Here is a 23,639-nt window from a genome sequence, read left to right on the forward strand (position 1 = left end):
CTGAGACCCGCCACGGCTACGATTATGTGACGATATCTGTGACGGTACACTGCCGTTTTCTGCGGTTCGTATACCGTCACTCCTTGGGGAGAACGCCGCCTCAAATCCGGAACCTTCGGATTCTCTGAATGCCATCTGCCTCGAGCGAACGAGCGGAATGCCCGCAACTGCGAAATTCAAATCTGACCTAAGCCGGCCAATTGTGTTGAAAAAGCAAACCGCGGGTACCGTGGCTAATTCGACAAGCTGAATAAGCTGACCCATTCGCGCCATCAGAAAAAATCTACTTTCCCATTTAATGTTTGCTCGCTACCAGCAGGTGGCGGAATGACTGGCCGCAAACAAGAAACTGATAGCACCTTTACAGATTGCTACAGAATTGCGGTCAACCGCAGATAAGATCCCTCTTCAGATCGACAGAGCTACGAACGGGACACTGGGTCGACCCTTCTATCCCGAAGCCATGAAGACTAAGCCAATTCTTGTTTCGTCTTAAAGCGCAATCGATAGAGCAGATTGCGAGCTTCTACGCGTTTCACGGCTCGTCAAAACGGAGGTGCGAGGGATACCGTCCTCGCGCGGGTATTAATTCGCTCAGAAGCCAGTGCCCAGATAGAGGGCGCGATTCTGGCAACAATGATTAACAAAAATTGTATGCAGGAGCAGGCTGCGACTCTCCGCGGCGCCGGCTTTCTGCTGCGGGGACGATATGGACACTGAGATCGAAAGCGCGACGGTCGATGGGCGGCAACCACTGATCGACATCGCTGTAGAGAGTTGGCGATTCGCAAAAATCTTTGCCAAGGTTCTCACAAAACTGGATGCCGGCGAGGCCGGTAGATATGTCAATCAGCTTCGCTACTTCCAGAAGAGGCTCGACGACAGCCTCCAGGTGGCTGGTCTACGCCTTGTGAATCTTGAGGGCCAGGACTACGACCTTGGAATGGCCGCCTCCGCGCTCAACATCGGCGACTACGGCACGGATGAACAGCTTTACGTCGAACAGATGGTCGAGCCGATCCTCATGGGCGCCAACGGCGTCGTCAAAGCAGGAACCATGTTGCTCGCGAGCAGGAGCCGCATATGAAGCATTACGTCGGAATCGATCTCGGCACGACCAACAGCGCGATCACCACCTACGACGGCGAGAACGTAAGGCTTTACAAAAGCCCCGAGCAGAATGACGTGACGCCTTCGGCGATCTTTATCGACAAGCGCGGCAATAGATATTTCGGCCAACGAGCGTACGAAAATGCAGCGCGCAGTCCCGACAACGCGGCAAAGCTTTTCAAACGCCTGATGGGGACAAGCACGCCGATCAACCTGTCGGCGGTTGGACTGGTCACGACGCCCGAAGATTGCTCCGCGCAGATTCTGCGCGTGCTATTCGGCTATCTCCCGGAGGAGGTTCGAAACGACCCGGACACGGGAACCGTCATCACGGTGCCAGCGGCGTTCAACCAGATGCAGAAAGATGCGACGCTGGCGGCAGCGGAATCCGCAGGGCTTGGCAAAGTCGCACTAATGCAGGAGCCGGTAGCCGCTGTGATGAGCGTGATGCGTCAACGCAAGTCTGACGGCATCTTCCTCGTGTTTGATTTGGGCGGCGGCACGCTGGATATCGCCATAGCGGAAAGCATTAACGGCCGCGTCAGCCTGCTGGCGCATGGCGGCGTCGCGATGTGCGGCGGACGCGATTTCGATCGTGCTCTCATGGACAACATCGTAAAGCCGTGGTTGGTGAAGAAGTTCGACCTGCCGGATAACTTTTCGCTGGACAGCCGATATAGCGCGTTACGCCACATGGCAGAGTGGGCAACCGAGCGGGCGAAGATCGAGCTTTCGGCCAGGGACGAGGCAATCATCAGCCTCGACGACAGTGAGCTACGCATCAGGGATAGTTCGGAGGCCGATATCTATTTGGACATTCCCGTCACCCGCGCCGAATATGACGATCTGATCGCCGATAAACTCGAAGAGGCGATCCAGGCCGCACGGGATACGCTCGACAAGGCAGGACTCACCGCACACGACGTGGGACGCGTGGTATTCGTGGGCGGACCAACCCAATACAAGCCGCTGCGCGACAAGGTTGCGTTTGAGCTGGGTATCGCCGCATCGACGGATGTCAATCCGATGACTGCGGTGTCGGAGGGTGCGGCGGTTTTCGCAGAATCCATTGATTGGACGAGCCACAGTCGAGGACGCAAGAGCGGACGTGGAGAACTCGCATCCGGCGGCGGTTTGAACCTCACTTTCAACTACGTTGCGCGTACGCCGGACACGAAGGCGCGCGTCGTCGCGAAGGCTGCGGGCCAAGTCGTCGCCGGCGCAGCATTCCAGATCGACAGCCTCGACACTGGATGGTCATCTGGAAGAGTCGAGCTCAGGGACGGCGCTAACCTCGAGGTGCCTCTGGCCAAGCCCGGTGAGAATGTTTTCAAGGTCTTCGTTTTCGATGGAGCCGGAGGGCACATCACGCTGCCGCAAGACAAGATCATCATCTCGCGCACGGCCGCGCAAATCGACGCCATTCCCGCGTCGCATTCTATCGGGGTTGAGGCACGCGAGAAGCTTGGCGGGCGCATGATCATGGCGTATCTCGTGCGCGAGGGCGATCATCTTCCGAAGAAGGGAAAAGTCACGTTCCGCGCGGACGAGTCGCTACGAGCCGGAGCTCCGGGTTCTATCAAGTTCAAGCTGTTCGAAGGCTCGATCGACGAGCCTCCCACGGACAACCGCTTCATAGGGCTTTTCGAAATACGGGGCGCCGATTTCTCTGACGGCGTTATCGTCAAAGGCGCGGAGTTGCTCGTCGACTACGAGGCACATGATTCCGGAGCGATCGTGCTCGATGTCATGGTCCCGTCCATCGGCGCCAACTTCAACAGCGGCCGCAATTTCTATTCGCGCCAGGACGGACAGATCGATTACTCCAACGCCGCGAAACTGATTGAGGACGACGCGGAAAAAGTGGAATCTCGCATCGAGGCCATTACGAAAAAAATCAACGATCCTCAACTCGACCGCGCGCGAGTGAAGCTTCAAAACGCGAAAACCAACGCGGCAAAGGGTGATCCTGAATCCGCCAAGCAAGCGATGGACGACGTGCAGGAAGCGAAGAAGCTGTTGGCTCTTACACGCAAAGCAAACTTGCGGGACATCCGCACGATGGACCTCGAGAGTTGCGTGTCGACCTTCGATGAAAGAGTCAGACAGCATGCACGGCCCGCAGAGAAATCTGCGTTCGACAACCTCGCGATCACCGCGCGGCGCGCCATCGCCAACAACAGCGGCGACTTCGAATCGCACTTGCGCGAGATGCGCGGAAAGAACTGGGACATTCTCGCCCGCCAGGACTGGTTCATCATCGACCGATTCAAGTGGCTAGCGAGATCGCCGCACTTTTTCCACAATGCCGGAGAGCATCAGCAACTCGCGTTGGCGGGCATGGCCGCTCTCGAGAAGAACGATGTCGAGCAGTTGCGAAACATCGTTGACCATTTGGACTCGATTCGCATCAGCCTCGGCGGGGACGATCAGATGCTGACCGGTTCAAACATTCTTGTCGGGTAGGCTATGACGATAGAAGCCTGGCTGCCGATCGGCCACGAATTGCCTGACGGAGCGCGTTGTGGAAAACCGCTCCACGGGGGAAATGGCTGGCAAATCGTCACGACTGCTGGTGGCGGCCGAGCGCTTATCGCCGACGAACCTCTCCATTCCAGGTGGGTCGCCTCGCGGCTTATTGACGGCTCCGCATTGAAGCCTCTGTCGTTCGGCTCCGCCAGGCTTCATGCGCTCTCGAGTGCTCCGAGCAAGATGTTGGCCCCGGTCAACGAGTGCCGATCGCCAAACAACAAATCCGAGGCTCTGAGCTTCGCCCTGGCGCTAAAAGCGACGCGCGAAGCGGATGCCGAGTCGCCGTTGCAAGATGCGATTTACGTCGAACCCATCAGTAGGCTGCTGCCCACCTACGCGATTACATCGCGCGTCGATGACGATGTGGTCCTCGGGTATTGGCTTACGGGGGGCGCGAGGGTGTCAGCCAAAGCTGACCGGCGCTTATCGCAGATGCTCAGTTGGATGGGTTCGGCGAACGTAACCGATGTGGTGTCGGCATCTGGCGTGGTGGGGCTAGCCAGGCTGGCGCAGGACCACGAGGAGCAAGCCGATTTTCTCGAGGCGGAGATTGCCGATCAAAGCCCGAAGCCCAGTGGCAATAGGCCCATCGACTCGGATACACCGTTTTCCTTGCCCGGGCGGCCAATGCTTGAAGAGTTCTTCAACGAGCACATCATCGACATCGTGAGAAACGAGGAGCGATACGCAGCCTTGGGGGTCGGCTTTCCATCGGCCATCGCTCTGCATGGACCGCCTGGCTGCGGAAAGACATTCGCGATCGAGCAGCTCGTAGAGTTTCTGGGGTGGCCGTCTTTCCAGATCGATGCATCGAGCGTTGCAAGCCCATACATTCACGAGACCAGCAAAAAGATCGCGGAGATCTTTGACAAGGCGATGAGGAGCGCTCCTTCCATGCTAATCATCGACGAGATGGAGTCTTTCCTCGCCGACCGGGAGGCGGGGTCTGGCGGAAGCCATCATCGCGTCGAGGAGGTCGCAGAGTTCCTGCGGCGAATCCCGGAGGCAGGGAAGAACCATGTCCTTGTCGTAGGTATGACGAACCGGATCGAGATGATCGATGCGGCCATCATGCGGCGTGGGCGCTTCGACCACGTGATCGAAGTTCCGCCCGCCACCGAGGAAGAAGTGTCTGCACTGCTCGACAAGCTTCTATGCGATCTTCCGAAGGACTCTGGCGTGGATCACGCCCCTCTCGCGAAACGCCTGGCAGGCAGGCCACTGTCTGACGTCGCGTTCGTCGTTCGTGAGGGTGCCCGACTTTCGGCACGTGCGGGCAAATCGAAGATTGATCAGGCGTTCTTGCTTTCGGCCTTGGATAGCGCGCCGTCACGCCCAGACCAGGGCCAAGGTCGGCACATCGGTTTTGTATAAGGTGGTGTGGGAATGAGCACAAACGGATCAAAGGACAAAGTGCGCGGGTTCGCAGGCTTGGCGGATTTGGCGCCTCCGCCTCCGTCCTCTCCGCCGCGCCCCGCCGGACCGCCCGCGTCGAATGGCCAGGAGCGGGAACGGTCGGCATTCAAGTCACAGCCCGAGACGCAGAGCGATCCTGAAAACACAAACGATGTTAGCAAGGCGCTATGCATCATCGGTGCAGTCGTGCTCGCCGCCTTTCTGATCTACTCGGCAAACAACGTTGAGTCGGCGCCAGACTCTTCCTCTTCCGCATACGCGTATCAGCCGCCGGCTTCGCCTCCGATAGCGCCCGCATACGCGCCCCCTACTCCCGCTGCTGAGTCCGCACCCGTGCCCGCCCCGCCCTACACTCCCGAGCGAGTTGCAGAGTCGCTCCCTCCGCAAGGTGCCGGCCTGTTGTTCAACGATTCGCAGATAGGCTACTGCATCGCGCAAAAAATCCGTTTGGAAACCTGGAGAAGCCTGACACAGGTGACAAACAGTGTTGACGTCGGCCGGTTTAACGCACAAGTCAACGACTTTAACTCGCGCTGCTCAAGTTACAGATATCGACAAGGTGCACAAACACGCGTAGCTGGCGAACCTGGAGAAGCCTGACACAGGTGACAAACAGTGTTGACGTCGGCCGGTTTAACGCACAAGTCAACGACTTTAACTCGCGCTGCTCAAGTTACAGATATCGACAAGGTGCACAAACACGCGTAGCTGGCGAAATGGAAAACGAGCGCTCTCGCATCGAAAGCATGGCACGCGCAAGCTGGCTCGCAGCTATGCCATCCGCGCCGGCCCCGACCTATATTCCCGACTTGACCAGCCGCTACGACACGCCGGCTCCCGTGTATCCGCCCATTGCCCCAACTCCTTCGACATCCGGCGACGACAGCGAAGGCGGCGACGGTAGCGATGGCAGCGGCAACAATGGCGACGACAGCGGAAACGCAAACGAATAATCAAAAAAAGTCACAGCAAAGATCATCATGAGTACATCACCCGACACGGACTGGCAGGACGCACGCCCAAGGGCCATAAGCATGACAAGCATGCACGCTAATTCGTTTTGGGTGATCGGAGCGACTACTCGAGACGACCGGCGGAAGATTGTCGAGCTCGAGGAGGCGAAGTCTTTGGAATCAGCGGGCGACGAGGCACAAAAAGCACGTGCAGCATTGACCAATCCCAAAGGCCGCCTCGCGCAAGAAGTCTCGTGGCTCCCTGGCGTCGCACCAAAAAAAGCATCGCAAGCTGTAGCGTCGATTGAGAAGCGCGGTCTGGCGGTTGCGTATGACGAAGGCCTCCCGCCGCTTGCGCGAGCGAATCTAACGGCAGCAGCGTTCGAACTCGCTCAGGATGTGGTCCCGCACCAAATGGCCGCGTTCGTAATCAAGCTGGCCGAACTCGTCGATGCGATCGATCTAGCAGCAACAATGCTCGATATCAACGAAGATCGCGCGGTCGCAGGATTTCCGGAGGTGTTAGACGAAGCCGCCGTGGAAGCGGAACTCGGCGACCGTCGCAGCGCGTACAAGTCGGCAATCAAAGGTGCACTTGACCGCATGGAGTCAGCGCACCTGATCGAATCGATGCTGCTGATGGTCCGCCAGGCGACAGACGAAGGCAGGAGGCCGGCCCCGGCATTGATCGATGACCTGGTCGACACCTACGCGCTGGAAGTTGAGCCCATTCTTTCTTCACGCGCCGAGAGAATCGCTTTGGAAATCCAGAACGCGATCGGGTTCGCTCCGCAAGGAAAAGCCAAGGTCAGCGTTGCGATCAACACTATTGAGGAGATGAGCCGTGTCTGGTGCACGATCGCGAAGCCCATTCAATTAAGCGCGAAGGCGCGCGGCACGACCGATCAATCCAGCTTCGGGTTGGGCGCAAAGATCCGGTCATTAGGGATCACGCTCAACAACGATCACAACATGATTGAATTGGCAGAGCGCACGACCGCATTGGTGCGGGAGCTGTTTGCCGATTTGCCCGAGCTCGCTGAAATCGCTGACCTTGATGCAAAAAAACTCCTGAAGCTCAAACAAAGTGCGATCGATGCAACACAGAGAGACGATCAATGGGCGAGTTCCATCACTTTCCGCTCGGAAGTTGGCATCCTCTTCAAGGACGAACTTGCCATCAGCCCGGAGGGAGTCCAATGGAAGGGACGGACATACCCGCTTTCCTGGATAACCGCGGTGCGCTGGGGCGGAGTCCGCCAATCGGTCAACGGCATACCGACAGGGACCGACTACACAATCGGCATCGGCACGCAGATCGGCTCGATGGTCATCCAGTTGAAAAAAGAAGCGACCTATACGAAGTTCCTCGACTGCCTGTGGCGTGCGGTCTGTGTTCGCCTTATTGTCGAGATGACCCAGGCACTCAAAGCAGGCAAGACGCTATCTTTCGGCAGCATTGAAATAAGCGACACGCACGCGTACCTCGTGCGTTCGAAGCTGTTTGGCTCCGGTGACCCAGTGAAGCTCGATTGGAGCCATGTCCACATCTGGTCGGACAACGGTAAAGTCGTCATGGGCTCGCGCAACGACAAAAAAGTGTCCGGTACCGCTTCATACATCGATCATTGGAACGCGCATATTTTGGAGCATGTTGTGCGCGGCGCTTTCAAAAAGGGCGTCGGAAAACTGAGCGACTACTTGACCTGACACCATGTTCCCCCGACCGGCCAGTCGGCCAAACGCCCTATGCCATCCGGCGGAGGCGACTTGGGACCGCGCGTGGCGTAAAATACGCGCTTTCCCGAAAAACTCGCCACCATGACGCTCGCCTCCACTCCAGAGATCATCGCCGAACTCAAAGCCGGCCGTATGGTGATCCTCGTCGACGAAGAAGACCGCGAAAACGAGGGCGACCTCGTGCTCGCCGCTGAATTCGTCACGCCGGAAGCGATCAATTTCATGGCCCGCTACGGCCGCGGCCTGATCTGTCTGACGCTCACGCAGGAACGCTGCAAGTCGCTCAATCTGCCGCTCATGACGTATCGCAACGGCACGCAGTACGGCACCGCGTTCACCGTGAGCATCGAGGCGGCGGAAGGCGTGACGACGGGCATTTCGGCCGCCGACCGCGCCCGCACCATCGCCGCGGCCGTCGCGCCGGACGCGAAGGCCGAGCACATCGTGCAGCCGGGCCACGTGTTCCCGATCATGGCCCAGCCGGGCGGCGTGCTCGTGCGCGCCGGCCACACGGAAGCTGGCTGCGATCTGACCGCGCTGGCCGGTCTCACGCCGGCCGCCGTGATCTGCGAAGTCATTAACGACGACGGCACGATGGCGCGCCTGCCCGACCTGATGGAGTTCGCAAAACAGCACAACCTGAAAGTCGGCACGATCGCGGATCTGATTCACTATCGCAGCCGCACGGAGTCGATCGTCGAGCGCATTTGCGAGCGCACCATGCAGACGGCGCACGGCGCGTTTCGCGCGGTCATGTATCTGGACCAGCCGAGCGGCCAGCCGCACATCGCGCTCGTGCGCGGCACGCCGACGCCCGAGCAGAACACGCCCGTGCGCGTGCATGAGCCGCTTTCGGTGCTCGATCTGCTCGAAGTCGGCGAATCCACGCATTCCTGGACACTCGACGCGGCCATGAAAGAGATCGCCTCGCGCGAACTGGGCGTGATCGTGCTGCTCAATTGCGGCGACTCGAAAGAGCATTTGATCGACGTGTTCAAGGCGTTCGATTCGAAGGAAAAAGCAGACGCGCTCAAGCGGCGGCCAGTCGACTTCAAGACATACGGCATCGGCGCGCAGATTTTGCGCGAGCTCGGCGTCGGCAAGATGCAGGTGCTGTCGAACCCGCGCAAGCTGGGCAGCATGTCGGGGTACGGTCTCGAAGTCACCGGGTTCGTACCCATGCCCGGCGGTATCGCAGAGACTCCGCAACAAGGCTGATCCGGCCACTTACGCGCCTCGCGCCCACTCAAACACTACGGAATTCACATGGAAATCGGACAATACCAACCGAACCTCGACGGCGACGGACTGCGCATCGGCATCGTCCAGGCGCGTTTTAACGAACCGGTCTGCAACGGCCTCGCGGACTCGTGCATCGAGGAACTGGAACGCCTCGGCGTGACGGGCGAAGACGTGCTGCTCGTCACGGTGCCGGGCGCGCTGGAAATCCCGCTCGCGCTTCAGAAGCTCGCCGAAAGCGCGCAATTCGACGCGCTGATCGCGCTCGGCGCGGTCATTCGCGGCGAGACGTATCACTTCGAACTGGTGTCGAACGAAAGCGGCGCGGGCATCACGCGCATCGGCCTCGACTTCGGCATCCCCGTGGCCAATGCCGTGCTGACCACGGAAAACGACGAACAGGCGGTCGCCCGCATGACCGAAAAGGGCCGTGACGCGGCGCGCGTCGCCGTCGAAATGGCGAATCTGGCGGTCGCGCTCGAACAGTTGGGCGGCGACGACGAAGAAGAAGACGAAGAAGAGGAAGAGGCATGAAGAGCGCACGGCGACGCTCCCGCGAACTGGCCACGCAGGGGCTTTATCAGTGGCTGCTGTCGGGTTCGCCCGGCGGTGAGATCGACGCGCAACTGCGCGGCGCGCAGGGCTTCGACAAAGCGGATCACGAGCATCTGGACGCGATTCTGCACGGCGTGATCCGCGATTCGGAGGCGCTGTCGGCCGACATCGCTCCGTGTCTCGACCGTCCGATCGAGCAGTTGTCGCCGGTCGAACGCGCGGTGCTGCTGGTCGCCGCATTCGAGCTGAAGAATCACGTCGACATTCCTTATCGCGTGGTGATCAACGAAGCCGTGGAGCTCGCCAAGACGTTTGGCGGCGTGGACGGCTACAAGTACGTGAACGGCGTGCTGGACAAGCTGGCTGCCAAGCTGCGCGCGGCGGAGATCGAAGCGGCTCGCAAGCGCTAGGCGTCGGAGTGCGGCGGGCTTAGGTGCGCAACGCCGCTGCCGCAGCCGCGCATCGGCCGGATTGGAACGAATCGCTGTAAGGACGCCGCCGTGCGCATGTGTCAACGCGCGAGGCGCCGTCCGGTTTCTGCTTTTGAACTGGATTTAATCGAATGAACTCCGTGACCGAACCTCTTATGCGGCTCGCCGCACGCGTCGACTCCATTCAGCCTTTCTACGTGATGGAGCTGGCCAAAGAGGCCGCGCTTCTCGAGCGCGAGGGGCGCGACATCATTCACATGGGGATCGGCGAGCCGGACTTCACCGCGCCGGAACCGGTCATCGAGGCAGCCGCGAACGCGCTGCGCCGCGGCGTCACGCAATACACCAGCGCGCTCGGCCTGCACACACTGCGTGAAGCGATTTCGGCGCACTACGCGGAGGTCTACGGCGTCAACGTCGATCCTGCGCGAATCGTGGTGACCGCGGGCGCGTCGGCGGCGTTGCTGCTGGCGTGCGCGGCCCTGGTCGACCGCGACGACGAAGTGCTGATGCCCGACCCCTGCTACCCGTGCAACCGCCATTTCGTGATCGCCGCCGAAGGCAAGCCGGTGATGGTGCCAAGCGGCCCTGCCGAACGCTTCCAGTTGACCGCCGCCGACGTCGAACGGCTCTGGAACGAGCGCACGCGCGGCGTGCTGCTCGCGTCGCCGTCCAATCCGACCGGCACTTCGATCGAACCGGCCGAACTCGAGCGCATTGTCAAGGCGGTGCGCACGCGCGGCGGCTTCACGATCGTCGACGAAATCTACCAGGGCTTGAGCTACGACGCGAAGCCCATCTCCGCGCTGTCATACGGCGAGGATGTGATCACCGTCAACAGCTTCTCCAAGTACTTCAACATGACAGGCTGGCGCCTCGGCTGGCTCGTGGTCCCGCCGGGCATGGTGAGCGCGTTCGAGAAGTTGGCGCAGAACCTTTTCATCTGCGCGTCGGCGTTGGCGCAGCACGCGGCGCTCGCGTGCTTCGAACCGCAAACCATCGCGACTTACGAAGCGCGCCGTCTGGAGTTCAAGCGACGCCGCGATTTCATCGTGCCGGCCTTGCAATCGCTCGGCTTCACGGTGCCGGTCATGCCCGACGGCGCGTTCTACGTGTACGCCGACTGCGGGACCGTCAATCACCCTGCCGCCGGCGACAGTTCGGCGCTCACCAAGGCGATGCTGCACGACGCAGGCGTCGTGCTGGTGCCGGGGATGGACTTCGGCACGCATGCGCCGAAGCAATATATCCGGCTGTCGTATGCGACCGCGTATCCGAAGCTCGAGGAAGCGGTCGAGCGTCTTGCGGGGCTTTTTGGGCGGAAGTAGCGAGGTGTGGCGGCTGATGCTGGCGCGTCGGTCGCGTAGTTGCGAGGCCAGTGGCAGCAGCCATCTAACCGCCCCCCCCCCCCCGCAACCAGCCCCCCAAACGCAAAAAAGGACACTCGCAAGTGTCCTTTTTTCTGCCCTCAGCTTTCGCCGAGAGCTACTTAAGCCGTCAACGCCTCACGCACCCAGCTCCGCATTCGAAGCCACATGCTTAGGCGCATTCACGCTGGCATCGTCCTGCTCCGACGAACCCGGCGTCTTGCCCGGCGGCGTAGCAGCGCTCAAAGGATGGCTTCCTTCGAGCGTCACCTGCACGCGCTTGCCATTGTTGCTATTCGCAGCAGCCGGCGCAGAAGAAGCCGACGCATTGTTCGACGCCGTGATTACCGGAGCCTGCGGCGCATTGATCGGCACCTTGCGGCCACGCGCGACATCGCGCAGACGCCCGCGCTCGGCCATCACCTTGGCGCCGTAGCCGCCGTCGTCCGGCGAGGTCGAGCCGACATAGAGGCGCAGGCCGCCCGGCAACGAGCCACCGCGCGCGATGCAGTCCTTCAGGACCAGCGCGCCGACCTTGATGTTCGCGACCGGTTCGAGCGCCGCGCTCTCGCCGCCGAAATACTGGAATTTGTCCGAATGAACCTTGGACATGACCTGCATCAGACCCTGCGCGCCCACGCCGCTCTCGGCGTAAGGATTGAAGCCGGATTCGATCGCCATCACCGACAGCAGCAGCAGCGGGTCGAGACCGACTTCGCGGCCGGTGTCGAAGGCGGCCTTCACGAGCTCGCTGACGGGCTCCTGAGCGACACGGTAGCGTCGGGCAAGGTATGACGCGACGAGCGCCTGTTCACGCGACGAGACCAGCACGCGGTCATCGCGGGCGTCGGCGGAAACGCGTTGCGCCGGAATCAGCCGGGCAAGCGCGGTGACGCTTTGCATCGTGCGCGGATCGAGGCCGTTGAGCGCCGCGATGCCCATGCCGCCAGCCGAGCCGGTGCCGTCGAACGCGCCGTCGTAGCTGGTGTTGCTCACGGCGACGCCGGCGTTGTTGGCGCCATTGCCGTTGGCCGCATCGGCGGCGTTCGTGTTCGTATTCGAAGACAGTGTTTCGTCTGACGACGTGCGCCCCGGCGGCCCGAAAGCCGGCAGCGGATTGCCCTGCAGCAGACGCGCGGGTCCGGCCTGGACAGCGGCCGAGAGGACCGGCATCAGTTTGGCCGCGAGCGTGCCGCGCCACGTCGGCATCAGCCACAGCGCGATTGCCAGCACGACGGCCATGCCGCCGACAATGCTGAACAGGTGATGACTCAATTGCGTCCCACGACGCACGGCACCGCGCACGATCTGCGCGATACGTTCATCAGGACGCCACGATAACCAGGCGTTCATTCAGATCTCCCATGTTGCATGATCCGCGAATTCCGCTGAACAAACAGGCGGCAACACACATTCGCAGAGTCAAGACATCGCGCGCTCTGTCTGGTTAGGGCAGCAGCGACGTCGGGAAAACGGCAAATACCGTTGTGGGGAGCCGTCTTGAAAGCGGTCCGCGGCAGGCTGCGAAGCATGCGGGCGGTGGCTCCCACGCGAAAACCAGCGTCAGATGGCGCTGGCGAGGACATCAATAAGACCGACGAATACCGTGCAGGGCTTCGGTAAGCGGTGACGCGTTGCGTCAGATGGGACCGGGGGCGGTGGTAAAAAACTCCACGCCCTGCAACCAATGTGGACGGATTCTAGGGCACGGTTTTATAGATCGTCAACACTACAAACAGGCAAATGTATAACTAATTGTAATAACGACGGCCCTTCGGAGCCCGCGAACCACCGCGCGAAGCGCTTTTCGGGCGATTTTGCCGCGTCCGCGAGTCTTATGACGTTCGGCCGATCTACGTGCGCTAGCCAACGCAGGTAAAATCGACAATCGCTTCGGCGCCGCCAATAGCGTCAGCCGTTCCACGCCGTTCCCTTTTTTCGCCGTTCGCGGCACTGAACCGCCAACATGAAATACAAAGACTTGCGCGACTTCATCGGCCGTCTCGAGACGATCGGCGAACTGCGCCGCATTCCGCAAAAGGTATCGCCGGTCCTGGAAATGACCGAGGTATGCGACCGCGTTCTGAGAGCCGGCGGCCCAGCCTTGCTGTTTGAGAACAAGGAGGCGCATGCGTTCCCGGTGCTCGGCAACCTGTTCGGCACGCCGCGGCGCGTGGCGCTTGGCATGGGCGTCGACGCGCAGGCCGGCGAAGGCGATGGCGCGGCGCTCGAATCGCTGCGCGACGTCGGCCGCTTGCTGTCGGCGCTGAAGGAACCGGAGCCGCCAAAAGGGCTGAAGGACGCGGGCAAGCTGTTCTCGCTGGCGAAGGCGGTCTGGGACATGGCGCCGAAAACCGTGAGCGCGCCGCCCTGCCAGGAAATCGTGTGGGAAGGCAATGACGTCGACCTCGGAAAACTCCCGATTCAGACCTGCTGGCCAGGCGACGCCGGCCCGCTGATCACCTGGGGCCTGACCGTCACGAGGGGCCCGAACAAGAGCCGACAAAACCTCGGCATCTATCGCCAGCAACTGATCGGGCGCAACAAGCTGATCATGCGCTGGCTCGCGCATCGCGGCGGCGCGCTCGATTTTCGCGAGTTCGCGCTGAAGAACCCGGGCAAGCCGTATCCGGTCGCCGTCGTGCTCGGCGCGGACCCCGCCACCATCCTCGGCGCAGTCACGCCAGTGCCGGACACGCTCTCCGAATATCAGTTCGCCGGCCTGCTGCGCGGCGGACGAACCGAGCTCGCCAGGTGCCTCACGCCCGGCGTTGATGGCCTGCAGGTTCCCGCGCGCGCGGAGATCGTGCTGGAAGGCTTCATCTACCCGCAGGAAGGCGCGCCCTCGCCTGCTCCTGCTGGCGCGCCGCCGCGGCCAGTGAAGGGCGCGTCGGCGGCTTACGAGCACGCGCTGGAAGGCCCCTATGGCGACCACACCGGCTACTACAACGAACAGGAGTGGTTCCCCGTGTTCACCGTCGAGCGCATCACGATGCGCCGCGACGCGATCTACCACTCCACGTACACCGGCAAACCGCCCGACGAACCGGCCGTGCTCGGCGTCGCCCTCAACGAGGTGTTCGTGCCGCTGCTGCAAAAGCAGTTCGCCGAGATCACCGACTTCTACCTGCCGCCCGAAGGCTGCAGCTACCGCATGGCCATCGTGCAGATGAAGAAGAGCTACGCGGGCCACGCCAAGCGCGTGATGTTCGGCGTCTGGAGCTTCCTGCGGCAGTTCATGTACACGAAGTTCATTGTTGTCGTCGACGAGGACGTCAACATCCGCGACTGGAAGGAAGTGATCTGGGCGATCACGACGCGCGTGGACCCGACGCGCGATACCGTGCTCGTGGATCGCACGCCGATCGACTATCTGGATTTCGCGTCTCCGGTGGCTGGACTCGGCTCGAAGATGGGACTCGACGCGACCAACAAATGGCCGGGCGAAACGGATCGCGAATGGGGCCGTCCGATCGAGATGGACGCGGCGGTCAAGCAGCGCATCGACAGTTTGTGGAACGAGCTGGGCCTCTGAGCGCCGCCCCGCGCGACCAAACAACCCAATAACGAGATTGATGGAGCAGTTGCGCGGATGCATGCCTTTTCGATGATGTCCGACGGGTTTTTCCTGTCGTTGTCGCTGTGTCTCGACATCGGCCTCGTGAACGTCGCGATGATTTCTCTGGCGCTGTCGCACGGCTTTAAGCCCGGCTTCTGGCTCGGCCTGGGTTCGTGTGTCGGCGATCTGATTTACGCGGCGCTCGCGCTCGCCGGCATGGCAGCGCTGCTGCAGTTCGAGTCGGTGCGGTGGGTCGTGTGGATAGGCGGCGCGGCCATCCTGCTGTTTCTCACATGGAAGATGGCGCGCGAAGCGATGTTCCCGGCGTCGGCGCCGCCGGTCGCGGGCGAGGCCGATGTCGGCGCGCCGCATCTTTCGGCGTGGCGCGGCTTCTTGCGCGGCGTGTTGCTGGCGGTGTCGTCGCCGTCGGCGATTCTATGGTTCGCCGCAGTCGGCGGCGCGTTGATTGCCAAGGCCGGCGCGACCAGTGCGGCCACCGCGCCAGTGTTCCTGGGCGGCTTCTTTCTGGGCGGCTTGTGCTGGACCGTGTTTATTTGCGGTCTGGGCAGTCACGGCCGCAAGCGCGCCGGCACCGGTTTGCTGCGCGCCTGCCATGTGCTGTCCGCGCTGCTGTTCGCGTACTTCTCATATAGCGTGATCGTGAACGGCTATCGCGATCTGATATTGCAAACGGCGCAGCACTCGCCCGTTGCGCAAGCAGCGAGCTGATAAAAAACGGCCTGCGCCAGCAACGAGGCGAGGCCGTTTTCGCAAACATCAACGGCGGGCGGGCCCCGCCGGGCGATCAAGCGATCACGCCAGATACTGCGCGAGCTTCTCAAGGTCAACGTTGCCACCGCTCACGATCACGCCCACGCGCTTGCCCTTCACGGGCACGACGCCGTTGAGCACCGCCGCCGCCGCGAGGCAGCCGGTCGGCTCGACCACGATTTTCATGCGCTGAGCGAAAAAGCGCATCGTCTCGATCAATTGCTCGTCGGTGACCGTTTCGATGCGCGCGACCAGCTTGCGGATAATCGCGAACGTGTAGTCGCCAAGATGGGTGGACGCGGCGCCGTCAGCGATCGTGCGCGGCGTGTCGATATGCACGACCTCGCCGCGCGCGAGCGATTGCTGACCGTCATTGCCCGCTTGCGGCTCGATGCCGATCACCGCGCACTCAGGGCTCAGCGCCGCCGCCGACAACGCGCTGCCGCCAATCAGCCCGCCGCCGCCCAGGCAGACGAACAACAGGTCGAGCGGGCCGGTTTCGTCGATCAGTTCCTTGGCCGCCGTGCCCTGCCCCGCGATCACATGCGGATGATCGTAGGGCGGAATCAGCGTCATGCCGCGCTCCTCGGCAAGCCGCCGGCCGATCTCCTCGCGGTTTTCCTTGTAGCGGTCGTAGGTGATGACTTCGCCGCCGTAGCCCTTGGTCGCGGCGACTTTGGCGGCGGGCGCGTCGTGCGGCATGATGATCGTCGCGCGGATGCCCGCGAGGCGCGCCGACAACGCGATGGCCTGCGCATGATTGCCGGACGAGTAGGTCAGCACGCCGGCCTTGCGCTGCTCGGCGTCGAAATGGGAGATCGCGTTATAGGCGCCGCGAAACTTGAAGGCGCCCATCCGCTGAAAGTTCTCGCACTTGAAAAACACCGACGCGCCGGTGCGCTCGTTGAAGGTGCTCGAGGTCAAGACCGGCGTGCGGTGCGCGACGCCTTCGAGGCGCGCGGCGGCGTCGAGTACGTCGTCGAATGTGGGAGCGGGGAGTGGCTGCTTCGGCTGCATCGGCGGAGATTCCTGAGCGGTGGCGAGACGGCCATTCTCCCAGCTTCGCCGCCGCTTTGGAACGCCGGCGAACATTCGCGCGAGGCAATGAAAAAACACGTCGAAAGCTAGTCAAAAAACAAAACGGCGTAACCCGGCAATCAAGCCGGCGTTACGCCGTTCATCGGGCTTCAGCTTGCTAGCTGACTCGCTTAGCGCCGATAGTAGCCGTGTCCGTAGCCATATCCACCACGGTAGTAGCCGTGGCGATAATACGGTCGGCCATAACCATAATAACCACCGTATCCGCCGACCACCACCGGCGGCGGCGCATAGACCACGGGCGGTGCATAGACGACGGGCGGCGGCGGCGGGTAGTACACCGGCGGAGGCGCCGCGTAGACCGGGTACGCCGGCGCGACCGGTACCCCGATACCGATACCGACAGAAACGTGCGCTTGCGCGACGGAGGCAAGCCCCACGCCGAGTGCGGCAGCAACAACAAACGGGACGATCTTTTTCACTTTGTTCTCCTGGCGCGGCCCACTCAAGGTCGCCGACTGCGCATGCCTTGCATGCTACGAAATCAATTTATCTAAAAAGCCCGCGCGACGCTGTTCGCATTTGTTGCAAATTGCAATAGGCGAAAAGAAATTACGTCGGTGGTGCGTCGGCGGCGCAGTTGGATATGCGGGAAGGTCGTGCAGAATCAAGCGATTGCGCGTGTCGCGCACGCGGCGAACGGTTTCCACAGGCGCATGCCGGTTCAACGGACGTCACCCCGGTAATCTTTAATTACAAATTAGCTTTAATACCGAGGGCGGCGCGCAACAGGCAATAAAAAGCCCGGCGCGCAGGCCGGGCATTGTCTCGTCCGAGGTTGGGTGCGGCGTCAGCCGACTTTCACGTAGGCAAATTCGCGGGACACATTCGGCGGAACGTACGCGACGCTGATCCGCACGCGCGGACTCAGACGTTTTTTCTGGTCCCACCAGCGACGCCGCTGCGCATGCGTCAGAAACCGCAGATGCTTCCGGTAAGAAAAAATGCTCATCGTGACCTCCCCGAGTTCGATTGCAACATTGCTAAGCGCGTACCCATGAAACAGCCACGGCCACATCGGCCATGCGGAAATTGTGAGCAGTTTTCAAGCCCGCGGGGCCGGCGCGCCGCCATGACCGGCTGTGCGCGTCATATCGCCGGCAAACTCATCTGACGACAGTCGTCGCCAGTTGCTCCACCTGCTTGCTCCGCCTGCTTGCTCCACCCGCCGGCCGATGCGCGATACTGCTGCTTTCCCGTCCAAGCCCCGTCTGGAGCCCGCCGACATGTCCCAGTCCCGTCCTCTGCCCCGCCTCGGTTTTATCGGCGCGGGCCGGCTCGCGCGTTGCCTCGCGCTCGGCTTTTCCCACGCGGGCTATCCCGTGACGGCGGTGGCAAGCCGTACCGCGGCATCCGCCGGCCGGCTCGCCAGCCAGATTCCTGGCTGCTTGGCGCTCGACGACCCTCAGCAGGTCATCGACAACGCCGACGTCGTCTTTTTAGCCGTTCCGGACGACAGCATCGGTACGTCAGCGCACATACTGCGTTTTGAGCCGGACCAGGACCAGGACCGAGACAAAGCCGGCGGCAAGGCGCTCGTGCATTGCAGCGGCGCATCGCCGGTCGAGCTGCTGGCGCCCGCGCGCGACCAGGGGGCGTCGATCGGCGGGTTTCATCCGCTGTACCTTTTCGGCGGCGAGGCGAGCGACGTCGACCGTATCGCCGGCTGTTCGATAACAATCGAGTCCGACGGCGCCTTGAAGGACACGCTGACCGCGTTGGCCCTCGCGCTGCGCTGCCATCCGCTGTCGATTCCGCCAGGCAGCCGCATGCTGTACCACGGCGCCGCGCACTACGCGGCGAGCTTCGCGCTGTGCAGCCTTGCCGAATGCGTCGCGCTGTGGCGCACGCTCGGTTTCGCCGAAGACGACGCGTTGCGTGCGCTCTTGCCGATGCTCGCGGGCACCATCGAAACCGCACGCGACAAGGGGCTGTCGAACGCGCTCGCCGGACCCATATCGCGTGGCGACACCGGGGTCGTGCAGAAACAGTTGGCGCTGTTCGAGAGCCTCGGCGGCGACCATGCCGCGCTGTACGGCTTGCTGTCGCGGCGCGCGGTCGCGCTGGCGCAACGCCGCGCCACGCCGCCCGCCGCGATCGACGCCATCTCGGACGCCGTCGAAGAATCGTTGGGACGGTCACTCAATCAGGCGGCAGCAGGTGCAAGCGTCAAGTAAGCCGTGATAATGTGACGTCCGGCGCCGCGCGCAATCCGCCGGCGCCTCGCTTCGGGACCAACAGACGAGAACGCACAATGATCAAGGTCAGCATCCTCTATCCGTACCGGGAAAACGGCCACTTCGACGTGGAGTATTACTGCGCCACGCACATGCCGCTTGCGGCGGAGCTGTTCGGCCCGTCGCTGAAGGGCTGGTCCGTCGACGTGGGCATCAACGCCGGGCCGCCGGGCACGCCGCCGCCGTATGTGGCCGCGGGCCATTTCCTGTTCGACAGCACCGAGGATTTCTACAAGGTCTTCAAGCCGACGTCGGAGCGGCTTCTTGCCGACATTCCGAATTACACCGACGGCGGCAACGGCGCGATTTTCATCAGCGAGATCAAGGTTTCGGTGTAGTGACGCGGACGCGTGACGCGGAGCCGGAGCGGCACTGCTGGCGGCCGATTCGTGCGGCCAGTCGTTGCGCTTGCGTCGAGGCAACTGTGTTCCGCGTAGCTGTCTTAGCAACGTTGCACAATGCATGCGGCCGCATCGGCGGCGCATGCGACATGACAACCGCCGTGCGCCCCACCGAAGCGCCGGCGCCCAGGCCGTTGAACGGCTGCCATCAGAAGCATAAGGACACGAGATGTTTGGCGATATCGCCCGTTTTCTGCTCAATACCCTCTTCACGTTGTTCGGCGCGGCGCTGCTGCTGCGCGCGTGGCTGCAGGTCGTGCGCATGCCGCCGTACAACCCGGTCACGAACGCCGTGCTGCAAGCCACCAACTGGATCGTTCTGCCGCTGCGGCGGATTCTGCCGACCACGCGCAACGTCGACTGGGCGAGTCTCGTCGCAGCGCTGATCGCGGCGATCATCTACGTGGTGTTGATGGTGGTGCTGACCGGCGCCGATCCGCTCACGCTGCTGCCCACGCTGCTGATCGTCGCGGTGCTGACGCTGATCAAGTGGGCGCTGAACCTGATCATCTGGCTGACGATTCTGATGGCGCTCCTGTCCTGGCTCAATCCGCGTTCGCCGGCCATGCCGATTCTGTACCAGTTGACCGCGCCGTTTCTGAACCCGCTGCGGCGAGTGATCCCGCAACTGGGCGGCATCGACCTCTCGCCGATTCTGCTGTTCGTGATCGTGCAGGTTCTGTTGATGGTGGTCACGCGTGCTGCAGTTCAGCTCACTTACTTCGTGATCTGAGGCGCGCTCGCGCGGCCCATGAGCTAAGCAAGGCAGCGGCGCAATTTGCGCTTGCTGCCCTTTCGCGAGTAAAATAGCGCGCTCTGCGGGCGTCGTATAATGGTAATACCCTAGCTTCCCAAGCTAGAGCCGTGGGTTCGATTCCCATCGCCCGCTCCAGATACTTTCCGGCAGTTGCCCAATCGTTGCCGCTGTTCCGTGGAAAGTATCTGCATTCCCCAAAACTTCAAATCCAGTGATTCGCTTGCCACACCAACCGTGCGGACGCCGCATGGTGATAGCGGCCGAGAATATATCGAATACCGCCGCGGCATTCTTCCACGGCATCGCCGAATGATTCGATGCCGTCCGGATTCAATTCATATTGCGACGGCAGCAATTGAAACAGCCCGCGCGCGCCCGATTTCGAATTGCGCAGATTGACCGCGCCGCCCGACTCCTGCGCCATCAGCCACAACAGGTCGTTGAATTGCGTCAGCGGCACGCGTTCAATCTGCATCGCTTTACGAAGCGCATTGCGTGAAGTAGCCGGAACACGGTTCGGCTCAATTGCGATCCAGCCAGATTTCGCTGATTTTGCTTCGCGGTGATTGTGTGCGTGCTGACTCATAACGGATATTCGCGTGAATTAATCGTTGGAAAGAAGAAATGGCTTACAGAACGATTAAATCACATAACCGGTGACTTCCGTTATCGAAACGTAATGTCGCCCGGTTCGCCGTTGCTGCCAAGTGGACTCTGTCTGGACGCGCCCTTTTGCGTTGTGCTACCTTACGCGCACTTGCAACGCCCGCTCCACCTGACTGCCGAGCCTTCGGCGGAAATCAGGCACGAGCCGCCTCGACGAAGGCGGCTTTTTTATAGCGACGGCTGGCCGGCGCGGCAACCCGGCGCGATCGCATGGCAGCCGACGCGGCAATCGGCGCGCACAATATGCCGCCGACGCGGCCTACGCGCCGCGCGCGGCGGCGGCGTCACAAAGCGCCCAAGCGCCCGATGCCCCATGCCCACGCCAACCGCGACCTTCACCTTGTAGCAGCATCGACCATGATCCACGATACCCACGACGCCGGCTTGCCCGACGAACTCCCGACACCCTCCAGCGACACCGACGCGCACCAGACCGACGCCGAAGCGTTGCAAGACGAAACCCTGCACCGCCGACGCATCCGCAGCTTCGTCACGCGCGCGGGCCGCGTGTCGACCGGCCAGCGCCGCGCGATGGACGAACTCGGTCCGCGCTTCGTCGTGCCGTTCGCGCCGCAGCAGCCGGACTGGAACAGCGTGTTCGGTCGTGAAGCGCCGCGCGTGCTCGAGATCGGCTTCGGCATGGGCGCGACGACAGCGGAGATCGCCGCACACCGTCCGGCCGACGATTTTCTCGGCGTCGAAGTGCATGAACCGGGCGTCGGCGCGTTGCTGAAGCTGATGGGCGAGCAGTCGCTCACCAACATCCGCATCATTCAGCACGACGCCGTCGAGGTGCTCGAACAAATGATCGCGCCCGCTAGCCTCGACGGCGTGCACATTTTCTTTCCGGACCCCTGGCACAAGGCGCGCCATCACAAGCGCCGCCTGATTCAGCCGAAGTTCGTCGCCCTGCTCGCCTCGCGGCTGAAGCCCGGCGCCTATCTGCATTGCGCGACCGACTGGCAAAACTACGCCGAACAGATGCTCGAAGTGCTGAGCGCGGAGCCGTCGTTGCAGAACACCGTCGACGGCTATGCGCCGCGGCCTGACTATCGTCCGGTGACGAAGTTCGAGCGGCGCGGTCTGCGGCTCGGCCACGGCGTGTGGGATCTCGTGTTCCGCAAGCGCGAGATCGCGTAAAGGCGAAAGCGCTCACGGCCGGAACATCGGCGTCGCCAATAAAAAAGGTCCGCCAACATAACTGGCGGACCTTCTTTTTTGTCTCGCGCAAAAGAGCGCGCCGGCGTCAATCCGTCCAGCTCAACGCGCCGCTATAGCCGACCAGCAGAATCAGCAATCCGAAGCCGATGCGATACCACGCGAACGCCGTGAAATCGTGCCCGGCAATATAGCGAAGCAGCCAGCGCACGCACAGGAACGCGCTGACAAACGCGGCCACGAAACCGAGCGCGAAGATGCCGAGCGCGTCGACGGACAACAGATGCCAGTCCTTGTACAACTCGTAGGCCGTCGCGCCGAACATGATCGGGATCGCGAGGAAAAACGAAAACTCCGTCGCCACGCGGCGGTCGAGACCAAACAGCATCCCGCCGATGATCGTCGACCCCGAGCGCGACGTGCCGGGGATGAGCGCGAAGCATTGCGCCAGGCCAACTTTCAGCGCGTCCATTGGCGTCATGTCGTCCACGTCGTGCACGCGGGCGGCCTTGCCTTCGCCGCCTTGCCCGCGCTGCCGAGCCTCGGCCCACAAGATGACGACGCCGCCGACGACAAGCGCAAACGCGACCGGCACCGGCGAAAAGAGCGCCGCCTTGATCGACTTTTCGAGCAGCAGTCCGAGCACGATCGCCGGAATGGTTGCGATGATCACGTTGAGCGTGAAGCGCCGCGCCTCAGGACGGCTCGGCAAGCCGGTCACGACGCTGGCGATGCGCCGGCGAAACTCCCAGCACACCGCGAGAATCGCGCCGAGTTGAATCACGACGTCGAAGGTCTTCGCGTGTTCGTCGGTGAAGTTGAGCAGACTGCCCGCGACGATCAGATGCCCGGTGCTCGACACCGGCAAAAACTCCGTCAGACCTTCGACGATGCCCAGAATCAACGCCTTGCAAGCCAATAACCAGTCCATCCGTGCCCCTCATCGCTATTGATTGTCGATTGCCGGAACTGGCAGGAGCAGCACGGCGACGCGCGGCCCTGCCGGCCGCGCACAGCGTCATTTCTCGACGATTTGCACGCGTATACCGTTTGTAAGGATCGTGATTGTACCGGGTTCGTAGTTCACTCCGGCAAATTGCAACTGTTCCGGCTTGAACGTGTAGATCGGATAATTGCTCAGCAACTGCGTCGCGAGGACGGCGGCGGCAGCATTGATCTGTTGCGTGTACGCCTGCGCCTGGCCGTTCACGCTGACGTTGTCGACGTTCGGCGATTTAAGCACGACGGACCGGCTCGCGGCATCGTACGCGAGTTCGCTCGACAGTGTGAAAACACCGTCGACCGGCTGCGGCATGAAGGGGCTCGCGAGGTGCGCGTCGAGCTTCACCGACACGCGATTTGCGTCCGGCAGCAAGCCGACTACCGGATGGCTCAACGCGACGTCGAACACCTGAGAAACCGTACGCTGATACGGAAATTTCCGCTGCACGGCGTCCTGCACCTGCTGCTGCGAAAACGTGTAGTGCGACGGAATGAACGGAAAAGTCGACGTCGCGCACGCCGCGAGCGAGACGGCGCCAAGCGCGCTCGCGCCTGCCAGCGCGGCGAATAAAAAACGGCGCCGGGCCGGCGCAACCAATCGAGCCATACGGTTTCTCCAATCGACCACAGTTGAGGGCTTAGCCCTC

Annotated in this window: 22 protein-coding genes and 1 tRNA gene; 16 read left to right on the plus strand and 7 right to left on the minus strand. The window is 62.0% G+C overall.

Going from position 1 to position 23,639, the window contains the following annotated elements; all coding sequences use genetic code 11:
- Positions 1–709: 709 nt before the first annotated feature.
- The 9 genes from CUJ91_RS13910 (at position 710) to CUJ91_RS13950 (ending at position 11,304) form a co-directional block, all read left to right on the plus strand.
- Complete coding sequence (locus tag CUJ91_RS13910; protein ID WP_114156399.1) at positions 710–1,087, plus strand: hypothetical protein; 378 nt, start codon at positions 710–712, stop codon at positions 1,085–1,087.
- Positions 1,084–3,576 (plus strand): Hsp70 family protein, encoded by a 2,493-nt coding sequence (locus CUJ91_RS13915; RefSeq protein WP_114156400.1) that lies wholly within the window; start codon positions 1,084–1,086, stop codon positions 3,574–3,576. Before CUJ91_RS13910 ends, CUJ91_RS13915 begins: the two co-directional genes overlap by 4 nt.
- A 3-nt stretch (positions 3,577–3,579) precedes the next feature.
- Entirely contained in the window at positions 3,580–5,016 is a 1,437-nt protein-coding gene (locus CUJ91_RS13920) for an ATP-binding protein (protein WP_114156401.1), read from the plus strand.
- Between the two features lie 758 nt (positions 5,017–5,774).
- Positions 5,775–6,011: a hypothetical protein gene (locus CUJ91_RS13925; protein ID WP_114156402.1), complete on the plus strand. Its 237-nt coding sequence runs from the start codon at positions 5,775–5,777 to the stop codon at positions 6,009–6,011.
- A gap of 81 nt (positions 6,012–6,092) precedes the next feature.
- On the plus strand, positions 6,093–7,721 hold the full coding sequence (locus CUJ91_RS13930; RefSeq protein WP_153067630.1) for a hypothetical protein: 1,629 nt from the start codon (positions 6,093–6,095) through the stop codon (positions 7,719–7,721).
- A 111-nt stretch (positions 7,722–7,832) separates the two neighbouring features.
- Positions 7,833–8,969: a bifunctional 3,4-dihydroxy-2-butanone-4-phosphate synthase/GTP cyclohydrolase II gene (gene ribBA, locus CUJ91_RS13935; RefSeq protein ID WP_006050162.1), complete on the plus strand. Its 1,137-nt coding sequence runs from the start codon at positions 7,833–7,835 to the stop codon at positions 8,967–8,969.
- Positions 8,970–9,017: 48 nt separating this feature from the next.
- The gene (gene ribH, locus CUJ91_RS13940; protein WP_006050161.1) at positions 9,018–9,524 is read left to right on the plus strand and encodes a 6,7-dimethyl-8-ribityllumazine synthase; all 507 of its coding nucleotides are present in this window, start codon (positions 9,018–9,020) and stop codon (positions 9,522–9,524) included.
- Positions 9,521–9,955 carry a transcription antitermination factor NusB gene (gene nusB / locus CUJ91_RS13945; RefSeq protein WP_006050160.1) on the plus strand — a complete coding sequence of 145 codons (435 nt, stop codon included), beginning with the start codon at positions 9,521–9,523 and terminating at the stop codon, positions 9,953–9,955. The genes ribH and nusB overlap by 4 nt, the downstream gene beginning before the upstream one ends.
- 152 nt (positions 9,956–10,107) lie before the next feature.
- Positions 10,108–11,304 carry a pyridoxal phosphate-dependent aminotransferase gene (locus CUJ91_RS13950; RefSeq protein WP_114156404.1) on the plus strand — a complete coding sequence of 399 codons (1,197 nt, stop codon included), beginning with the start codon at positions 10,108–10,110 and terminating at the stop codon, positions 11,302–11,304.
- A 177-nt stretch (positions 11,305–11,481) separates the two neighbouring features.
- Here the strand turns inward: CUJ91_RS13950 and CUJ91_RS13955 are convergent, their stop codons facing one another.
- Positions 11,482–12,696, minus strand: coding sequence for a lytic transglycosylase domain-containing protein (locus tag CUJ91_RS13955; RefSeq protein ID WP_053858633.1), 1,215 nt, complete (start codon positions 12,694–12,696; stop codon positions 11,482–11,484).
- A gap of 613 nt (positions 12,697–13,309) precedes the next feature.
- Between CUJ91_RS13955 and CUJ91_RS13960 the strand changes: the two genes are divergently transcribed.
- Both CUJ91_RS13960 and CUJ91_RS13965 read left to right on the plus strand, forming a co-directional pair.
- Entirely contained in the window at positions 13,310–14,878 is a 1,569-nt protein-coding gene (locus CUJ91_RS13960) for a UbiD family decarboxylase (protein ID WP_114156405.1), read from the plus strand.
- Positions 14,879–14,935: 57 nt separating this feature from the next.
- Positions 14,936–15,631 (plus strand): LysE family translocator, encoded by a 696-nt coding sequence (locus tag CUJ91_RS13965; protein ID WP_114156406.1) that lies wholly within the window; start codon positions 14,936–14,938, stop codon positions 15,629–15,631.
- An 84-nt stretch (positions 15,632–15,715) separates the two neighbouring features.
- On the opposite strand, the gene CUJ91_RS13970 is transcribed toward CUJ91_RS13965, so the two are convergent.
- The 3 genes from CUJ91_RS13970 to CUJ91_RS34400 all read right to left on the minus strand — a co-directional run bounded on the left by CUJ91_RS13970 (position 15,716) and on the right by CUJ91_RS34400 (position 17,723).
- Positions 15,716–16,690: a threo-3-hydroxy-L-aspartate ammonia-lyase gene (locus CUJ91_RS13970; RefSeq protein ID WP_006050155.1), complete on the minus strand. Its 975-nt coding sequence runs from the start codon at positions 16,688–16,690 to the stop codon at positions 15,716–15,718.
- 191 nt (positions 16,691–16,881) lie between these two features.
- On the minus strand, positions 16,882–17,193 hold the full coding sequence (locus CUJ91_RS13975) for a hypothetical protein (protein ID WP_006050154.1): 312 nt from the start codon (positions 17,191–17,193) through the stop codon (positions 16,882–16,884).
- A 368-nt stretch (positions 17,194–17,561) separates the two neighbouring features.
- Entirely contained in the window at positions 17,562–17,723 is a 162-nt protein-coding gene (locus CUJ91_RS34400; protein WP_165919826.1) for a hypothetical protein, read from the minus strand.
- 274 nt (positions 17,724–17,997) lie between these two features.
- Here CUJ91_RS34400 and CUJ91_RS13985 point away from each other — a divergent pair, with 274 nt between their 5' ends.
- The 4 genes from CUJ91_RS13985 to CUJ91_RS14000 all read left to right on the plus strand — a co-directional run bounded on the left by CUJ91_RS13985 (position 17,998) and on the right by CUJ91_RS14000 (position 20,301).
- The gene (locus CUJ91_RS13985) at positions 17,998–18,948 is read left to right on the plus strand and encodes a Rossmann-like and DUF2520 domain-containing protein (RefSeq protein ID WP_114156407.1); all 951 of its coding nucleotides are present in this window, start codon (positions 17,998–18,000) and stop codon (positions 18,946–18,948) included.
- 77 nt (positions 18,949–19,025) lie between these two features.
- Positions 19,026–19,346 carry an EthD family reductase gene (locus tag CUJ91_RS13990; RefSeq protein WP_114156408.1) on the plus strand — a complete coding sequence of 107 codons (321 nt, stop codon included), beginning with the start codon at positions 19,026–19,028 and terminating at the stop codon, positions 19,344–19,346.
- Between the two features lie 232 nt (positions 19,347–19,578).
- Positions 19,579–20,142 (plus strand): YggT family protein, encoded by a 564-nt coding sequence (locus CUJ91_RS13995; RefSeq protein WP_006050150.1) that lies wholly within the window; start codon positions 19,579–19,581, stop codon positions 20,140–20,142.
- An 85-nt stretch (positions 20,143–20,227) separates the two neighbouring features.
- Positions 20,228–20,301: transfer RNA gene (locus tag CUJ91_RS14000), tRNA-Gly, on the plus strand.
- Between the two features lie 67 nt (positions 20,302–20,368).
- Here the strand turns inward: CUJ91_RS14000 and CUJ91_RS14005 are convergent.
- Entirely contained in the window at positions 20,369–20,641 is a 273-nt protein-coding gene (locus CUJ91_RS14005; RefSeq protein WP_244230942.1) for an aggregation-promoting factor C-terminal-like domain-containing protein, read from the minus strand.
- 548 nt (positions 20,642–21,189) lie between these two features.
- On the opposite strand from CUJ91_RS14005, the gene trmB reads away from it, so the two are divergent.
- Positions 21,190–21,972: a tRNA (guanosine(46)-N7)-methyltransferase TrmB gene (trmB, locus tag CUJ91_RS14010; RefSeq protein ID WP_114156736.1), complete on the plus strand. Its 783-nt coding sequence runs from the start codon at positions 21,190–21,192 to the stop codon at positions 21,970–21,972.
- A 106-nt stretch (positions 21,973–22,078) separates the two neighbouring features.
- On the opposite strand, the gene CUJ91_RS14015 is transcribed toward trmB, so the two are convergent.
- Complete coding sequence (locus CUJ91_RS14015; RefSeq protein ID WP_029968002.1) at positions 22,079–22,921, minus strand: undecaprenyl-diphosphate phosphatase; 843 nt, start codon at positions 22,919–22,921, stop codon at positions 22,079–22,081.
- 87 nt (positions 22,922–23,008) lie between these two features.
- A complete protein-coding gene (locus tag CUJ91_RS14020) occupies positions 23,009–23,599 on the minus strand; it encodes a DUF1439 domain-containing protein (protein ID WP_107708740.1) in 591 nt (196 codons plus the stop codon).
- Positions 23,600–23,639 lie beyond the last annotated feature (40 nt).

Source organism: Paraburkholderia graminis, from assembly GCF_003330785.1.
Classification (GTDB): Bacteria; Pseudomonadota; Gammaproteobacteria; order Burkholderiales; family Burkholderiaceae; genus Paraburkholderia; species Paraburkholderia graminis.

Coding starts and splice junctions, on each gene's coding strand:
- CUJ91_RS13910 (WP_114156399.1), top strand. CDS start 710: ATGGACACTGAGATCGAAAGCGCGACGGTCGATGGGCGGCAACCACTG.
- CUJ91_RS13915 (WP_114156400.1), top strand. CDS start 1,084: ATGAAGCATTACGTCGGAATCGATCTCGGCACGACCAACAGCGCGATC.
- CUJ91_RS13920 (WP_114156401.1), top strand. CDS start 3,580: ATGACGATAGAAGCCTGGCTGCCGATCGGCCACGAATTGCCTGACGGA.
- CUJ91_RS13925 (WP_114156402.1), top strand. CDS start 5,775: ATGGAAAACGAGCGCTCTCGCATCGAAAGCATGGCACGCGCAAGCTGG.
- CUJ91_RS13930 (WP_153067630.1), top strand. CDS start 6,093: ATGACAAGCATGCACGCTAATTCGTTTTGGGTGATCGGAGCGACTACT.
- ribBA (WP_006050162.1), top strand. CDS start 7,833: ATGACGCTCGCCTCCACTCCAGAGATCATCGCCGAACTCAAAGCCGGC.
- ribH (WP_006050161.1), top strand. CDS start 9,018: ATGGAAATCGGACAATACCAACCGAACCTCGACGGCGACGGACTGCGC.
- nusB (WP_006050160.1), top strand. CDS start 9,521: ATGAAGAGCGCACGGCGACGCTCCCGCGAACTGGCCACGCAGGGGCTT.
- CUJ91_RS13950 (WP_114156404.1), top strand. CDS start 10,108: ATGAACTCCGTGACCGAACCTCTTATGCGGCTCGCCGCACGCGTCGAC.
- CUJ91_RS13955 (WP_053858633.1), bottom strand. CDS start 12,696: ATGAACGCCTGGTTATCGTGGCGTCCTGATGAACGTATCGCGCAGATC.
- CUJ91_RS13960 (WP_114156405.1), top strand. CDS start 13,310: ATGAAATACAAAGACTTGCGCGACTTCATCGGCCGTCTCGAGACGATC.
- CUJ91_RS13965 (WP_114156406.1), top strand. CDS start 14,936: ATGCATGCCTTTTCGATGATGTCCGACGGGTTTTTCCTGTCGTTGTCG.
- CUJ91_RS13970 (WP_006050155.1), bottom strand. CDS start 16,690: ATGCAGCCGAAGCAGCCACTCCCCGCTCCCACATTCGACGACGTACTC.
- CUJ91_RS34400 (WP_165919826.1), bottom strand. CDS start 17,723: ATGAGCATTTTTTCTTACCGGAAGCATCTGCGGTTTCTGACGCATGCG.
- CUJ91_RS13985 (WP_114156407.1), top strand. CDS start 17,998: ATGTCCCAGTCCCGTCCTCTGCCCCGCCTCGGTTTTATCGGCGCGGGC.
- CUJ91_RS13990 (WP_114156408.1), top strand. CDS start 19,026: ATGATCAAGGTCAGCATCCTCTATCCGTACCGGGAAAACGGCCACTTC.
- CUJ91_RS13995 (WP_006050150.1), top strand. CDS start 19,579: ATGTTTGGCGATATCGCCCGTTTTCTGCTCAATACCCTCTTCACGTTG.
- CUJ91_RS14005 (WP_244230942.1), bottom strand. CDS start 20,641: ATGCAGATTGAACGCGTGCCGCTGACGCAATTCAACGACCTGTTGTGG.
- trmB (WP_114156736.1), top strand. CDS start 21,190: ATGATCCACGATACCCACGACGCCGGCTTGCCCGACGAACTCCCGACA.
- CUJ91_RS14015 (WP_029968002.1), bottom strand. CDS start 22,921: ATGGACTGGTTATTGGCTTGCAAGGCGTTGATTCTGGGCATCGTCGAA.
- CUJ91_RS14020 (WP_107708740.1), bottom strand. CDS start 23,599: ATGGCTCGATTGGTTGCGCCGGCCCGGCGCCGTTTTTTATTCGCCGCG.